This window comes from Brevundimonas sp. SS2672, from assembly GCF_059579685.1.
In genome coordinates, this window is sequence record NZ_CM184201.1 from 2,788,925 (window position 1) to 2,803,633 (window position 14,709).

General features: G+C 68.5%; 15 protein-coding genes. 7 read left to right on the forward strand and 8 right to left on the reverse strand.

Annotated features, from left to right (window positions below; genetic code table 11):
* Positions 1-30 precede the first annotated feature (30 nt).
* Complete coding sequence (locus AC52GN_RS14075; protein ID WP_291782648.1) at positions 31-321, reverse strand: hypothetical protein; 291 nt, start codon at positions 319-321, stop codon at positions 31-33.
* Between the two features lie 201 nt (positions 322-522).
* Between AC52GN_RS14075 and AC52GN_RS14080 the strand changes: the two genes are divergently transcribed.
* A complete protein-coding gene (locus AC52GN_RS14080) occupies positions 523-1,497 on the forward strand; it encodes an ABC transporter ATP-binding protein (RefSeq protein WP_496527492.1) in 975 nt (324 codons plus the stop codon).
* Positions 1,498-1,735: 238 nt separating this feature from the next.
* On the opposite strand, the gene AC52GN_RS14085 is transcribed toward AC52GN_RS14080, so the two are convergent.
* Positions 1,736-2,146 carry a Tat pathway signal protein gene (locus tag AC52GN_RS14085; RefSeq protein ID WP_312219564.1) on the reverse strand — a complete coding sequence of 137 codons (411 nt, stop codon included), beginning with the start codon at positions 2,144-2,146 and terminating at the stop codon, positions 1,736-1,738.
* Between the two features lie 77 nt (positions 2,147-2,223).
* Between AC52GN_RS14085 and AC52GN_RS14090 the strand changes: the two genes are divergently transcribed.
* Positions 2,224-2,700 carry an RNA pyrophosphohydrolase gene (locus AC52GN_RS14090; RefSeq protein ID WP_496527493.1) on the forward strand — a complete coding sequence of 159 codons (477 nt, stop codon included), beginning with the start codon at positions 2,224-2,226 and terminating at the stop codon, positions 2,698-2,700.
* A 274-nt stretch (positions 2,701-2,974) separates the two neighbouring features.
* Here AC52GN_RS14090 and AC52GN_RS14095 read toward each other — a convergent pair whose 3' ends face one another.
* The 5 genes from AC52GN_RS14095 to AC52GN_RS14115 all read right to left on the reverse strand — a co-directional run bounded on the left by AC52GN_RS14095 (position 2,975) and on the right by AC52GN_RS14115 (position 7,870).
* Positions 2,975-3,244, reverse strand: a complete 270-nt coding sequence (locus AC52GN_RS14095) for an ATP synthase F1 subunit epsilon (protein WP_003167474.1) — start codon at positions 3,242-3,244, stop codon at positions 2,975-2,977.
* A 3-nt stretch (positions 3,245-3,247) separates the two neighbouring features.
* Positions 3,248-4,771, reverse strand: coding sequence for a F0F1 ATP synthase subunit beta (atpD, locus tag AC52GN_RS14100; protein ID WP_453987961.1), 1,524 nt, complete (start codon positions 4,769-4,771; stop codon positions 3,248-3,250).
* Positions 4,772-4,808: 37 nt separating this feature from the next.
* Positions 4,809-5,678: a F0F1 ATP synthase subunit gamma gene (locus tag AC52GN_RS14105; RefSeq protein WP_346519708.1), complete on the reverse strand. Its 870-nt coding sequence runs from the start codon at positions 5,676-5,678 to the stop codon at positions 4,809-4,811.
* A 37-nt stretch (positions 5,679-5,715) separates the two neighbouring features.
* A complete protein-coding gene (gene atpA, locus AC52GN_RS14110; protein ID WP_291782628.1) occupies positions 5,716-7,248 on the reverse strand; it encodes a F0F1 ATP synthase subunit alpha in 1,533 nt (510 codons plus the stop codon).
* Between the two features lie 67 nt (positions 7,249-7,315).
* Complete coding sequence (locus AC52GN_RS14115; RefSeq protein WP_343830232.1) at positions 7,316-7,870, reverse strand: F0F1 ATP synthase subunit delta; 555 nt, start codon at positions 7,868-7,870, stop codon at positions 7,316-7,318.
* Between the two features lie 332 nt (positions 7,871-8,202).
* On the opposite strand from AC52GN_RS14115, the gene AC52GN_RS14120 reads away from it, so the two are divergent.
* Together AC52GN_RS14120 and AC52GN_RS14125 are read left to right on the forward strand one after the other, a co-directional pair.
* Positions 8,203-9,030, forward strand: coding sequence for a TerC family protein (locus AC52GN_RS14120; protein WP_291782620.1), 828 nt, complete (start codon positions 8,203-8,205; stop codon positions 9,028-9,030).
* Between the two features lie 2 nt (positions 9,031-9,032).
* Positions 9,033-9,845 (forward strand): glutaminyl-peptide cyclotransferase, encoded by an 813-nt coding sequence (locus tag AC52GN_RS14125; protein WP_496527494.1) that lies wholly within the window; start codon positions 9,033-9,035, stop codon positions 9,843-9,845.
* A 160-nt stretch (positions 9,846-10,005) separates the two neighbouring features.
* Here AC52GN_RS14125 and AC52GN_RS14130 read toward each other — a convergent pair whose 3' ends face one another.
* Positions 10,006-12,168 carry a primosomal protein N' gene (locus AC52GN_RS14130; RefSeq protein WP_496527495.1) on the reverse strand — a complete coding sequence of 721 codons (2,163 nt, stop codon included), beginning with the start codon at positions 12,166-12,168 and terminating at the stop codon, positions 10,006-10,008.
* A 203-nt stretch (positions 12,169-12,371) separates the two neighbouring features.
* Here AC52GN_RS14130 and fsa point away from each other — a divergent pair, with 203 nt between their 5' ends.
* From fsa to AC52GN_RS14145, 3 genes are read left to right on the forward strand one after another with little or no spacing between them, the layout of a single operon-like run.
* Positions 12,372-13,025: a fructose-6-phosphate aldolase gene (gene fsa / locus AC52GN_RS14135; protein ID WP_003166309.1), complete on the forward strand. Its 654-nt coding sequence runs from the start codon at positions 12,372-12,374 to the stop codon at positions 13,023-13,025.
* Between the two features lie 23 nt (positions 13,026-13,048).
* A complete protein-coding gene (locus AC52GN_RS14140; protein ID WP_496527496.1) occupies positions 13,049-13,750 on the forward strand; it encodes a DUF484 family protein in 702 nt (233 codons plus the stop codon).
* Between the two features lie 11 nt (positions 13,751-13,761).
* Complete coding sequence (locus AC52GN_RS14145) at positions 13,762-14,676, forward strand: tyrosine recombinase XerC (RefSeq protein ID WP_496527497.1); 915 nt, start codon at positions 13,762-13,764, stop codon at positions 14,674-14,676.
* Positions 14,677-14,709: the final 33 nt, after the last annotated feature.

Sequence of the window (14,709 nt, forward strand, 5' to 3'; positions counted from 1 at the left end):
CGCCGTTCCTAGGCGGACCGGACCGTCAGGTCAAACGTCCGAGGCCGGCGCCTTGCGGCCCATCACCCGATCGAACAGGGCCTTGCGCTTCTTGAACAGGGTCAAGCCCAGGCACCCCGCGCCGACCCAAAGGCCGATCTCGCCGACCACGGCGGCGACCGCGGCGATGACCGCCGCCTGGGCCATGGGCAGATACTCAAGCTTGCCCGCCAGCAGGGCCAGGGTGAAGCCGGCATAGCCGACGACGCAGAACCCCATGGCGATGAAGCCGATCAGGCGGGTGCGGGTCAGGGGCTTGCGGGCGGAGACGGCGGCGGTCATGGCGTGTCCTTATCCAAGGGAAGTTGTCTTTCTGACAAGCACGCTAGACACAACCGATACAGTCGTCAAGCAACTTTGACATATCGTCTCGCAGACTTGTCTCGCTCAGCGCCCTGAGACGCTTGGCGAACGGCCCTTGGCCCCCTACCTATGCCGTCCGGCCCCGCCTCCCCGACACCTGCCTGAGTTGAAGTCCGCGCCATGACACAAACGCCTCGCCTGCCCGTCAACGCCATCGAGGTCAGGGGGCTGAAGAAGACCTACAAGGGCTCGCGCAAGTCGCCGCCGAAGACGGCCCTGCGCGGGGTCGACCTGACGGTGCCGCGCGGCTCGATGTTCGGCCTTCTGGGGCCGAACGGCGCGGGCAAGTCGACCCTGATCAACATCATCGCCGGGGTGGTGAACAAGTCCGAGGGCACGGTCCGCATCTGGGACCGCGACATCGACCATGAGGCGCGCGACGCCCGCTCGGCCCTGGGCGTGGTGCCGCAGGAGATCGTCGCCGACGTCTTCTTCACCCCGCGCGAGGCGCTGGAGGTGCAGGCCGGCTTCTACGGCGTGCCGGCGGACGAGCGCCGCTCGGACGAGCTGCTGGCGGCCCTGGGCCTGTCGGACAAGGCCAACGCCTATGTCCGCGCCCTGTCGGGCGGCATGAAGCGGCGCCTGATGGTGGCCAAGGCCCTGGTGCACAATCCGCCGGTGCTGATCCTGGACGAGCCGACGGCGGGCGTGGACGTCGAGCTGCGCCGCCAGCTGTGGGACTACGTCCGCAAGATCAACGAGGAGGGGGTGACGGTGATCCTGACCACCCACTACCTCGAAGAGGCGCAGGAGTTGTGCGACACCATCGCCATCATCAACCGGGGCGAGGTCGTGGCCTGCGAGCCGACCGAACAGCTCTTGAAGCGGCTGGACACCCGCAATGTGGTGGTGACGCCCGAGACGGCGCCCGAGACCCTACCCGCCCTGAACGGCTTCACCGTCGCCCCGCGCGCCAACGGCGCCTTCGTCGTCACCTATCGCACGGGCGAATCCAGCGTCGAGCAGGTGCTGGCCGCCGTCCGCGCAGCGGGAGTGACCATCAAGGACATCGCCACCGAGGACCCGGATCTGGAAGACGTCTTCCTGGCCATGACCTACGGCGACACGAGCCGCCCCGATCCGACGCAGGACTGAGGCGCGGGCGTCGCGACGCCCCCTCGCCCGCCGCTCCTGCCTCTCCCGCTCCTCCTGCTCTTCTTCCCGCTGCCTTCCCCACGCCGTCATCCTCGGGGCTTGACCCGAGGATCCAGTCATCCGCCTGCACGACATAGGCGAGGTCGAGCGCGCCCTGCGCTGGATCCTCGGGTCAAGCCCCGAGGATGACGGCATGTGTGTGGGGGGCGGATATGTAGGAACGTCAGCGGTTACCGCCTCAGGCCGCCATCACCGTGCCGAGCAGAAGCTTCGCTCCCGGCCTGCCCAGAATGGCGTCGGTGGCGTGTTGCAGGGCGACCGCCAGCCATTCGACGTTCGGCGGCGCGTCCGGCAGCAGCCGCTCGGCGGCGATGCGGGCGATCTCGTTGTAGGCGGCGCTGAGACGCGGCTGGGACAGGCGCGCCCGCTCCATCAAGGCGCCGTCGGCGATGTCGAGCCCCGTCTCGACCGTCAACACGCCGCGTCGCCCGTCGCGACGCAGCACCGTGGCCGTTGCGGTCGGCATGGACAGATAGCCGCCCTTGCCGCCCCCGCTCTTCTCCGCAGAGGCATGAGCGGCGCCGGCCGCCGCGAGGCCGCCGAGAGCCGCGCCGTTCAGAGCCAGGGCGATCAGTTGACGTCTGTCCATGACGCCACCCTAGCCGCGCGGCCTTTCCCGGACGTTGACGCCTAGCCCGCGTCGAGACGGCGGCGTATGCGAAGGACATGACCATCGATCTGTCCCTCTATCGCCCCAACGTCGGGGTCGTCCTGTTCAACCCGGCCGGCCAGGTCTGGTTCGGCCGCCGCGCCGACACGCCCGAGCCGTGGAACTGGCAGTTCCCGCAAGGCGGCGTCGACGACGGAGAAGACCTGGAAGCCGCCGCCCGCCGCGAACTGCATGAAGAGACGGGCGTGCGCTCCATCACCCTGCTGGGCCGCACGACCGAGTGGATTCCCTATGACTTTCCCGAGGGCCTGCCGAGCCCGAAGAGTTGGAAGGGGCTGAAGGGGCAACGCCAGCAATGGTTCGCCTTTCGCCTCACCGGCGGGGAGGACGAGATCGACTTGAACGGCCACGGCGAGCCCGAATTTGACGCCTGGCGCTGGGGGCGGCTGGAAGAGGCGCCCGGCCTGATCGTGCCGTTCAAGCGTCCGGTCTATGAGCAGGTGGTGCGGGCGTTTGGGGAATGGGCCGCCTGACGCACTGACGCCTCTCTAGGCGCCCCCATCGCCCTTCTGATCCCACTGCCGTCATCCTCGGGCTTGACCCGAGGATCCAGCCGTCCGCGTGCGAAACCTTGGCCAGGTGGAGCGCGTCCCGCACTGGATCCTCGGGTCAAGCCCGAGGATGACGGCAGAGTAGAGGGTAACGGCGAGAGAAGTGACGACGACGGAGGCAGCGTCGGGTCTGTCGCACGAAAAAGGCCCCTCGCCGCAAGCGAGGGGCCTTCAATCGTTTCAGCCGTGCGAACCTTTAGTTCGCGGTCAGCTCCGAAGCCTCTTCGGCCAGGATGGTCAGGCCTTCGCCGTTGACGTCGGCGAAGCCGCCCTTGACCTCGAAGCGGCGGCGCTGGGCGCCGTCATAGACCGTCACCACGCCTTCGCGCAGCGTGGTCATGAAGGGCGCGTGGCCCGGCAGGACGCCGAAGTCGCCCTCGACGCCCGGCGCATCGACCTGATCGACCGAACCGGCGAAGACTTCGCGTTCCGGGGCGACGAGGGAGAAGTTCAGCTTACCGGCCATGGCTTAGGCTTCCGCAGCCATCTTGGCGGCCTTCTCGACGGCCTCTTCGATGGCGCCGACCATGTAGAAGGCGGCTTCCGGCAGGTGGTCGTATTCGCCGTCGCAGATGGCCTTGAACGAGCGGATGGTGTCGGCCAGTTCGACGAACTTGCCCGGCGAGCCGGTGAACTGTTCGGCCACGAAGAAGGGCTGCGACAGGAAGCGCTGGATCTTGCGGGCGCGCGACACGACCAGCTTGTCGTCTTCCGACAGCTCGTCCATGCCCAGGATGGCGATGATGTCCTTCAGCGCCTTGTACTGCTGCAGGATTTCCTGAACGCGACGGGCGACGGTGTAGTGCTCCTCGCCGATGACCAGCGGGTCCATGATCCGCGAGGTGGAGTCCAGCGGGTCCACGGCCGGGAAGATGGCCTGGGCGGCGATGTCGCGGTTCAGAACCGTGGTCGCGTCCAAGTGGGCGAACGAGGCGGCGGGCGCCGGGTCGGTCAGGTCGTCGGCCGGGACGTAGATGGCCTGGATCGAGGTGATCGAGCCCTTCTTGGTCGAGGTGATGCGCTCCTGCAGGTTGCCCATCTCGGTGGCCAGCGTCGGCTGATAGCCCACGGCCGAGGGGATGCGGCCCAGCAGAGCCGACATTTCCGAACCGGCCTGGGTGAAGCGGAAGATGTTGTCGATGAACAGCAGGACGTCCTTGCCCTCTTCATCGCGGAAGTATTCGGCCTGGGCCAGGCCGGTCAGGGCGACGCGGGCGCGGGCGCCGGGGGGCTCGTTCATCTGGCCGTAGACCAGGGCGCACTTGGAGCCTTCGCCGCCGCCGGCGACGTTCACGTTCGACTCGATCATCTCGTGATACAGGTCGTTGCCTTCGCGGGTGCGTTCGCCCACGCCGGCCAGAACCGAATAACCGCCGTAAGCCTTGGCGATGTTGTTGATCAGCTCCTGCATGGTCACGGTCTTGCCGACGCCGGCGCCGCCGAACAGGCCGGTCTTGCCGCCCTTGGTGTAGGGGCAGATCAGGTCGATGACCTTGATGCCCGTGACCAGGATTTCCGACGAGGTCGACTGCTCTTCGAACGAAGGCGCCTCGCGGTGGATCGGGCGGAACTCGGTGGTCTTGATCGGACCGGCTTCGTCGATCGGCTGGCCGACGACGTTCATGATGCGGCCGAGCGTGCCCGGACCGACCGGGGCCATGATCGACTTGCCGGTGTCGACGACGGCCTGGCCGCGCGTCAGACCTTCGGTCGTGTCCATGGCGATGGTGCGGACCATGTTCTCACCCAGGTGCTGGGCGACTTCCAGGACCAGGGTGAAGGGCTCGCCCGTCTTCTGGTCGACGTTCTGGGTTTCCAGAGCGTTCAGGATGCCCGGCAGGTGGCCGTCGAACTCGACGTCGACGACGGCGCCGATGACCTGGGCGATCTTGCCCTGGGCCGTGACGGCGGCGGCGGCCTTCGGAGCGGCGGCCTTCTTGGGAGCGGCCGGCTTTTTGGCGGCGGGTTTCTTCGGGGCGGTGGTGTCGGTCATCGGTGCTTGTCCGTGTCGAATGTCAGCTGTGTCGGGATCAGAGCGCTTCAGCGCCGGCGATGATCTCGATCAGCTCGGTGGTGATCTGAGCCTGGCGGGAACGGTTGTACTGCAGCGTCAGAGCGCTGATGAGATCGCCCGCGTTGCGCGTGGCGTTGTCCATCGCGGCCATCTGGGCGCCGAAGAAGCCGGCCTGGTTCTCCAGCAGAGCGGCCAGGATCTGCGTCGTCAGGTTGCGCGGCAGCAGGGTCTCGAGGATGTCCTCTTCCGACGGCTCGTACTCATAGAGCGCGCCGGCGTCCGACGAGGCGTCGGCGTCGACTTCGGCCGGGGCCAGCTGACGCGAAGACGGGACCTGGGAGATCACCGACTTGAACTGGCTGTAGAAGAGGGTGACGACATCCGCCTCGTCCGCCTCGAACTTCTCGGCCAGCAGTTCGGCGATCGGCTGAGCCGCGTGCAGGCCCACCGTCTTGTGCTCGCTCAGCTCGAAGGTCCTGACGACCTTGTCGCCGAACAGGCGGGTCAGCTGGTCGCGCGACTTGCGGCCGACAGCCACGATCTCGACCGTCTTGCCGTTGGCGATCAGGCTGTTGATGTGGTCCCGCGCGGCGCGGATGACGTTGGTCGAGAACCCGCCCGCCAGACCCTTGTCGGCCGTGGCGACGACGACCAGGTGCTTCTGGTCGGCGCCGGTTCCGGTCATCAGGCGCGGGCCGTCGTCGCCGACGCCGGCCGCCAGGTTGGCGATGACCGAGGCCATCCGCGTCGCATAGGGGCGGGCGTTCTCCGCCTGCTCCTGGGCGCGCTTCAGCTTGGCCGCGGCGACCATCTGCATGGCTTTCGTGATCTTCTGCGTCGCTTTGACGCTTCCGATCCGATCGCGCATTTCCTTGAGGCTAGCCATCCGGCTCTGCTCTTCCTTTGACTACAGGGCCGAACGATCAGGCGAAGGTCTTGGCGAAGGCCGCCAGGATGTCCTTCAGCTCGGCTTCCAGCTCGGGCGTCAGGGCCTTCTTGGTGCGGATCCCGTCCAGCAGCGAGGCGTGGTTGGCGTGGATGCGGGCCAGCAGTTCGCTCTCGAAGCGGCCGACGTCCGAAACGGCGATGGCGTCCAGGTAGCCGCGCGTGCCGGCGTAGATCGACACGACCTGCTCCTCGACCGCCAGCGGCGAGTACTGCGGCTGCTTCAGCAGCTCGGTCAGGCGGGCGCCGCGGGCCAGCAGGCGCTGGGTCGAGACGTCCAGGTCCGAGCCGAACTTCGCGAAGGCGGCCATTTCACGATACTGGGCCAGCTCGCCCTTGATCGAACCGGCGACCTGTTTCATCGCCTTGATCTGGGCCGAGGAGCCGACGCGCGACACCGAGATGCCGACGTTCACGGCCGGACGGATGCCCTGATAGAACAGGTCCGATTCCAGGAAGATCTGACCGTCGGTGATCGAGATCACGTTGGTCGGGATGTAGGCCGACACGTCGTTGGCCTGGGTTTCGATGATCGGCAGGGCGGTCAGCGAACCCGAGCCGTAGTCCTCGTTCAGCTTGGCCGAACGCTCCAGCAGACGGCTGTGCAGGTAGAAGACGTCGCCCGGATAGGCTTCACGGCCCGGCGGACGGCGCAGCAGCAGCGACATCTGGCGGTAGGCCACGGCCTGCTTCGACAGATCGTCATAGATGATCAGGCCGTGCATGCCGTTGTCGCGGAAATACTCGCCCATGGCGGTGCCGGCGAACGGGGCCAGGAACTGCAGCGGGGCCGGTTCCGACGCCGTGGCGGCCACGACGATGGTGTATTCCAGCGCGCCCGACTCTTCGAGGGTCTTGACGATCTGGGCCACGGTCGAGCGCTTCTGGCCGATGGCGACGTAGATGCAGTACAGCTTGGCCGACTCGTCGTCCGACTTGTTGACCGTCTTCTGGTTCAGGATGGTGTCGATGGCGACGGCGGTCTTGCCGACCTGACGGTCGCCGATGATCAGCTCGCGCTGGCCGCGGCCGACCGGGATCAGGGTGTCGATCGCCTTCATGCCCGTCTGCATCGGTTCGTGAACCGACTTGCGCGGGATGATGCCGGGGGCCTTCACGTCGACGCGGCGACGCTCGGTGAACTGGATCGGGCCCTTGCCGTCGATCGGCTCGCCCAGCGGGTTGACGACGCGGCCCAGCAGGCCCTTACCGACCGGCACGTCCACGATCTCGCCCAGGCGGCGCACGTCGTCGCCCTCGGCGATGGCGGCGTCCGCGCCGAAGATCACGGCGCCGACGTTGTCGCGCTCCAGATTCAGGGCCATGCCCTTCACGCCGGCCTTGGTGAACTCGACCATTTCACCGGCCTGGACGTTGTCCAGACCGTGAATGCGCGCAATGCCGTCGCCGACCGACAGCACCTGGCCGACGTCCGAGACGTCGGCTTCCACGCCGAAGTTGGCGATCTGCGACTTGAGGATGGCCGAGATTTCGGCGGCGCGGATATCCATGATGGGCTCTTTCGGCTTTCGTCTTCGGTGCGGGCCCGCTGGCCCGGCTTGATCTGAAATTCGGGGCTTAGGCGCGCTTCAGCGCAAAGGTCATCTGGTCGAGCTTGGTCTTCAGCGAGGCGTCGAACAGCTTCGAGCCCACCTTGACCTTGAGGCCGCCCAGGATCGACGGATCGACGCGGGCGGTCAGCTCGGGGTCGCGGCCCAGGGCGGCGCGCAGCTCGGCCTGGATCTTCTTGGTCTGGGCGGCGCTCAGCGCCACGGCAGAGACCACCTCGGCGGCCACGACGCCCGTCTTCCTGGCGTACAGCGCCTCGAAGGCGGCGATCACGCCCGGCAGGTCGGCCGCACGGCCGTTCTGGCCCACCAACCCGAGGAAGTTGCGCGTCGTCGCCTTGAACTTGGCCTTGTCGGCGATGGCCGCCAGACCCTTGGCTTGATCGTCCGAAGAGATCAGCGGCGAGGTCGCCAGACGGCGCAGGTCGGCGCTGTCGATCCAGGCCGCCTTGAGCGAAGCCAGATCGGCGCGCACGGCGTCCAGCGCCCCCGTCTCATCCGCCAGGTCGAACAGCGCCTGTGCATACCGTCCGCCGACTTCCGTCGTCCTGAATTCGTCCGCCACTTATATTTGGTCCGCGTCTGAAGCGTTTGGATCAAGACCGGCCGCAGTCGCCCGCGCCAGTCAAGGGCCTGAAATGCTTGTAGAAAGCACGCTGGGGACGCATCTTTCGATACGCCCTTCGCTAAAGCCGCGCGGCTGATACCATGCAAGGCGGAAACCCGCAACCAAGGGGCGCGGAACGATAACGCCGCACCCGCGCTCTCTTTGGTCTAAGATGGACCGGCCAAGCTGGAGCGATCAGAAGAGCCTGCGACGATGACGACGCGGCTGGGCGCTTGATGCGCGCTCACGCTCCCGTTACCGAAAAATCCTAACCTCCATCAGGAACCCCGATGCTTGAAAGCATAACCCCGCTGCTGACCGATCCCGCCGCCTGGGCGGCCCTCGTGACCCTGGTCGTCATGGAGGTGGTGCTGGGGATCGACAACCTGATCTTCATCTCGATCCTGTCGAACAAGCTGCCGCCCGAACACCGCCAGCGCACGCGCCGCATCGGCATCGGCCTGGCCCTGATCATGCGCCTGGGCCTGCTGGCCACGATCGGCTGGATCGTCGGCCTGACCACGCCGGTGTTCGACCTGGGCTTCCACGGCGAGACCTTCGACACCGCCTTCTCCTGGCGCGACCTGATCCTGATCGCCGGCGGCCTCTTCCTGGTCTGGAAGGCCACCAAGGAAATCCACCACGCCGTCGACGTCACTCCGTCGAACGACATGCTGGAGAAGGACAAGAAGGACGTCGTCATCAACAATGTCGGCGCCGCCATCGTCCAGATCATCCTGCTGGACCTGGTGTTCTCGGTCGACTCCATCCTGACCGCCGTGGGCATGACCGATCACGTGCCGATCATGATGGTCGCCGTCATCATCGCCGTGACCGTCATGCTGTTGGCCGCCGACCCTCTGGCCAACTTCATCGACAAGAACCCGACCGTGGTCATGCTGGCCCTGGGCTTCCTGCTGATGATCGGCGCCGTGCTGATCGCCGACGGCTTCGGCGTCCACGTGCCCAAGGGCTATATCTACGCCGCCATGGCCTTCTCGGCCCTGGTCGAGGGCCTGAACATGTGGTCGCGCAACGCCCAGATCAGAAAGAACCAGGCCGAGGAAGCCGCCAAGGCCGCCCTCAACAAGGCCGAAACCGCCGAGCCCGGCGTCTAGACGTGCGTATCGGGCCGGTCCTGGCGATGCTTCTGCTGGCGCTTCCCGCGTCGGCGGCGGCGGCGCAGGCGCCGGAGCCGGCCCCTTCTTCTTCCTCTCAGCCCGCACCGGCCCGGGTTCCGGTCTACGGCTATGAGGTGGTGCGGACCTTCCCCCACGATCCGACCGCCTTCACCCAGGGCCTGGTCATCCGCGACGGCGTGTTGATCGAGAGCACCGGCCGCAACCCTTCCAGCGTGCGCCGCGTGCGGCTGGAGGACGGCGTCGTGCTGCAGAAGCGCGAGCTCGAGCCCGAGTTCTTCGGCGAGGGCCTGACCGAGAAGGACGGCCGCGTCTTCTCCCTGTCCTGGATCAACGGCGTCGGCTTCATCTGGGATGCGAACGACCTGAAGCCCGTCTCCCGCTTCGCCTATGCGGACGAAGGCTGGGGGCTGACCCACGACGGGACGCGCCTGATCCTGTCCGACGGATCGGCGGCCCTGCGCTTTCTCGACCCCGACACCCAGGCCGAGACCGGCCGCGTCTCCGTCACCCTGAACGGCCGCCCGGTGCGCCAGTTGAACGAACTGGAATGGATCGACGGCGAGGTCTGGGCCAACGTCTGGCAGACCGACTACATCCTTCGCATCGACCCTGAGTCCGGCCGGGTGGTCGGCGTCATCGACCTCAGCGGCCTGCTGCCGAAAGATCAGGTGAAGGATCCGGTCGACGACGTGCTGAACGGCATCGCCTGGGACGCGCAGAACCGCCGCCTGTTCGTCACCGGCAAGAACTGGCCCAGCCTGTTCGAGATCCGGCTGACCGGGCCGAGGTAGGCCCCTTCTTCCCGCTCATCCCGGCGGACGCCGGGATCCAGTCCTCTGGCTGAAAACGACCGCGTCTGAGGCTCTCACTGGGCCCCGGCGACCGCCGGGGTGAGCGGAAGGGACGGTCTGCGCTCAAGCAGCGAGCCGCCGCGCGGCGAGCGATAGCGCCCTACAAGAAACTATAGGGATCCACGTCCACGGTCAGCCGCACCGAGGCCGGAACCTTCACCCGCGCCAGCCAGGCGCGCAGGAAGGCCTGCAGGTTCACATCTCGATCGGCCCGCACAAGCAGCCGCTTGCGTCGCCGCCCGCGCACCAGCGCCAGGGGCGCGTCGGCGGGGCCGTAGACCTCCAGCCGTTCGGCGTTGGGGATGGCCTCGGCCAGATCGCGGGCGACCTTCTCGACCGCCATGGCGTTCTCGCTGGACAGGATCAGCGCCGCCAGACGGCCGTGCGGCGGCAGGGAGGCGGCCTCGCGCTCGGCCATCTCGGCCTCGACGAAGGCGTCGCGGTCGCCCGCCGCCAGGGCCTGAAGCACCGGATGCTCGGGCGTCCAGGTCTGCAGCAGGGCGCGGCCCGGCTTGTCCGCCCGCCCCGCCCGGCCCGTGGCCTGGGCCAGCAGCTGATAGGTGCGCTCGGCCGCGCGCAGGTCGCCGCCGCGAAGCCCTAAGTCCGCATCGACCACTCCGACCAGCGTCAGGCGCGGGAAGTTGTGGCCTTTCGCCGCAGCCTGGGTGGCGACCAGGATGTCGATCTCGCCGTCGGCCATGGATTGTATGAGGGCGCGGGCCGACTTGCCGTCCGGCACGGTGTCGGAGCTGAAGACGGCGGTGCGCGCCTGAGGGAAGAGCTGGCGCACCTCCTCCTCGACCCGCTCGACGCCCGGCCCGACAGGCACCAGGGAGTCCTCGGCCCCGCATGACGGGCAGGCCTTGGGCTTGGGCATGGAGAAGCCGGTCAGGTGGCAGACCAGCCGCCCGGTGTAGCGATGCTCGACCAGCCAGGAATCCGTATCCGGCGCCGTCAGCCGGTGCCCGCAGGCGCGACACAGCACCACCGGGGCATAGCCGCGTCGGTTGAGGAACAGCAGGCTCTGTTCGCCGCGCGCCAGCGTCTCGCCGATGGCTTCGCGCAAAGGCTGGGACAACCAGGTCTGGGGATCGGGCGGACATTCGCGTAGGTCGATCAGCCCGATCTCGGGCAGCACCGCCGCCCCGTGTCGCGCCGCCAGCTTCAGCCAGCGATACCGCCCCTGATGGGCGTTCCACAGCGTCTCCAGCGACGGGGTGGCCGAGGCCAGCACCACCGCCGCCCTCTCGATCCGCGCCCGCGCCACGGCCAGGTCGCGGCCGTGATAGACCAGCCCCTCCTCCTGCTTGAACGAGCCGTCGTGCTCCTCGTCCACCACGATCAGGCGCAGGTTGGCGTAGGGCAGGAACAGGGCCGAACGCGCGCCGACCACGATGTTGCTGCGCCCGGCGACCACCGCCTCCCACGCCTGTCGGCGGCGCGGCGGAGCGACGCCGGAATGCCACTCGGCCGGGGCGACGCCGAAGCGGGCGGTGATGCGCTCGATCACCGCCTGGGTCAGGGCGATCTCGGGCAGCAGGATCAGCACCTGCGCCGTCGGATCGGCCCGCAGCGCCCGCGCCGCCGCCTCCAGATAGGCCTCCGTCTTGCCCGAGCCCGTCACCCCGTCCAGCAGGAAGGGCGCGAAGCCGCCCGCCGCGACGGCGTCGGCGATGGCCGCCGCAGAGGCCGCCTGATCCGGGTTCAAGGTCGCGGGGGCATGGTCGGGATCGGGCGCATCGAAGGCGGCGATGGCCGGGGTCTCGAACGCCTCCAGCACGCCTTCGTCGACCAGTCCCTTGACCACGCCGGACGAGACGCCCGCCGCCCGCGCCAGATCGGGGCCGGACATGGCCCGCGCGCCCAGCGCCTCCAGCACCGCCGTGCGCGCCGCGGTCGGGCGAGCGGGACTGCGCCCCTCGACGCGCTTCACCCGCCGCTCGGGCCGGGGCCGGGGCGCGCGCAGGCCCTTCAGCGCCGTCGCCGCCATCTCGCCCGGCGGGCTCAGCGTCCAGCGCGCCGCCCATTCGACGAAGTCCAGCGTCCGTTCCGGCAGGCGCGGATCGTCCAGCACCTGCTCGACCGCCTTGAGCTTGCGATTGGAGCCGGTCGTCTCGAACACCTCGGCCACCACGCCCCGGATCAGGCGCGGCCCCAGCGGCACGGCGACCTGATCGCCGCGCGCGACCGCCAGCGCCTCGGGAACCGCATAGTCGAAGGCTTCCGGCACGGGCAGGGGGATGAGGACGGAGGCGACCTTCACCGCGCGCCCTCGCACGCCCGCACCGCCGACGTCCGATACCGACGTCGCGCCCTGCCATGATCGCCGCCCTTCGCCACGCCCGGCGAAGCGATTTCAGACGATTCAGACGAATTGGACTCTGTTTTTTTGGTCACGGAGTCTGAAATATCCCTGTCCGTGAAAGACGGTCGCTTCCGTCACAACTCGGCGCTAAACCTGGTCTCATGAAACTCTTTCTCGACACCGCCGACGTCGCCGTCATCAAGGACTTGCTGCCCACCGGGATGGTGGACGGCGTCACCACCAATCCTAGCCTGATCGCCAAGTCGGGTCGCAACATCGCCGAGGTCATCGCCGAAATCTGCGCCCTGGTCGAGGGGCCGATCTCGGCCGAGGCCGTGGCCACCGATTTCGAGACCATGGTCAAGGAGGGCGACAAGCTGGCCTCCATCGCCCCCAACGTCGTGGTCAAGCTGCCGCTGACCTGGGACGGGCTGCGCGCCACCCGCGCCTTCGCCGACAAGGGGATCAAGACCAACGTCACCCTGTGCTTCTCGGCGGCCCAGGCCATGCTGGCGGCCAAGGCGGGCGCGACCTTCATCTCGCCCTTCGTCGGTCGTCTGGACGATGTCGGCGCCGACGGCGTGGGCCTGCTGGAGGACATCCGCACCCTTTACGACATCCATGACTTCAGCACGGAAATCCTGGCCGCCTCGGTGCGCAATGCGGACCATGTGACCGCCGCGGCGCTGGCCGGCGCCGACGCCTCGACCATTCCGGCCGACGTTTTCAAGGCCCTGGTCAAGCACCCGTTAACCGACAAGGGGTTGGATGCGTTTCTGGCGGACTGGGGAAAGACCGGTCAGTCGATTCTGTAATTTAGACCCGATGAGAGGTCCGCTTGAGCACTTCCCTGGACCTCTCTACCGACCCGGCGGCGAGCCTTCATTGGCCTGAGGTGCGCGCCTGGCTGGGCGATCACGCTGAACACCTGCTGGATGATCGCGCCCTGCTGGAAGAGCTGGGCCTGGCCGCCACCGGCCGCAACGTCGTCGACTTCGGCCGCGCCGCCCTGGCGCGGCTGGAGGCCGTCGCCCAGCGCGAGGCGGGCGCCCGCAAGCTGATCGAAGAGATCGCCCGCGCCAACTTCGCCGCCCAGACCCAGACCCACGTCGCCGCCCTGGACCTGATGGAGGCCCGCACTCACGCCGAACTGGCGCGGCAGCTGGACGCCGTGGCGCAAGGCCGTTTCGGTCTGGCGGGCGCCGCCGTGGCGATCGAGAAGCCGGGCGCCGTCCCCTTCGGCTGGAAAGCGCTGGAGCCGGGCCGCGTCGACGCCCTGCTGGGCGAGGACGGCCTGCACTGGCTCGGCCCCAACTTCACCGGCCTCAGCCTGTTCGGCCCCTCCGAGGGCGAGGTCGCCTCGGTCGCCCTGGTGCGGATGACGTTGCGCGCGCCGGGCGAGGCTGCGCCCCGCGCCGCCCTGTGCGCCTTCGGCTCGGGCGAGGACGACGGCTTCACCCCCGCCATGGGCTGCGAACTGGTGGCCTTCGTCGCCCGCGTCGTCGAACGCATGGCCGAGCGATGGCCGCTGGAAGCCTGAGCGCCCCCTCCATGACTTCGCAGGACGCTCTGGCCGCCTGGCTGGAGCATCTGGCCCATGAGCGCCGCCTGTCGCCGCGCACGCTGGAGGCCTACGGCCACATCGGCCGGCTGTATCTGGCCTTTCTGGAGCGCCATCGCGGCGGGCCGCAGAGCGCGGCGGACCTCGGGTCCGTCACGGCGGCCGAGGCGCGCGCCCATCTTGCCGAGCGCCGCAGCGGGGATCGCCCGCTCAACGCCCGCTCGCTCAGCCAGACCCTGGCCGCCATCCGGGGCTTTCACGCCTTCCTCGACCGGCGCTTGGGCGTGGCGACGCCGCAGCTGGCCCTGGTGCGCGGACCCAAGGTCAAGGCCTCCCTGCCCCGGCCGGTCAGCGAGGATCAGGCGAAGGGCCTGCTGCACGAACCCGAAGCCGATCCCGACATGGAGCCGTGGGAGGCCGCCCGCGACCGCGCCGTCCTGACCCTGCTCTACGGTTGCGGCCTGCGGATTTCCGAGGCCCTGTCGCTGAAGCGGTCCGACGCCCCCCTGCCCGACAGCCTTCGCATCACCGGCAAGGGCGACAAGACGCGCATGGTCCCCGTCCTGCCGCAGGTGCGCGAGGCGACGGACGCCTATCTGGCCTTGCAGCCCTTCGTCATCGACGCCGATCAGGCCCTGTTCCGCGCGCGGCGCGGCGGTCCCCTGAGCGCCCGCCATGTGCAGGCGACGGTGCAGCGGCTGCGCGGGCGCCTCGGCCTGCCCGCCTCGGCCACGCCCCACGCGCTGAGGCACAGTTTCGCCACCCACCTGCTGGGCGCCGGCGCCGACCTGCGCTCGATCCAGGAGCTGCTGGGTCACGCCAGCCTGTCGACGACGCAGAAATACACCCAGGTCGACGCCGCCCGCCTGCTGGCCGCCTACGCCCAAGCCCACCCGCGCGGATGACCGTCTGAAGGCGGACTGTTCAGCGCAGCGAAA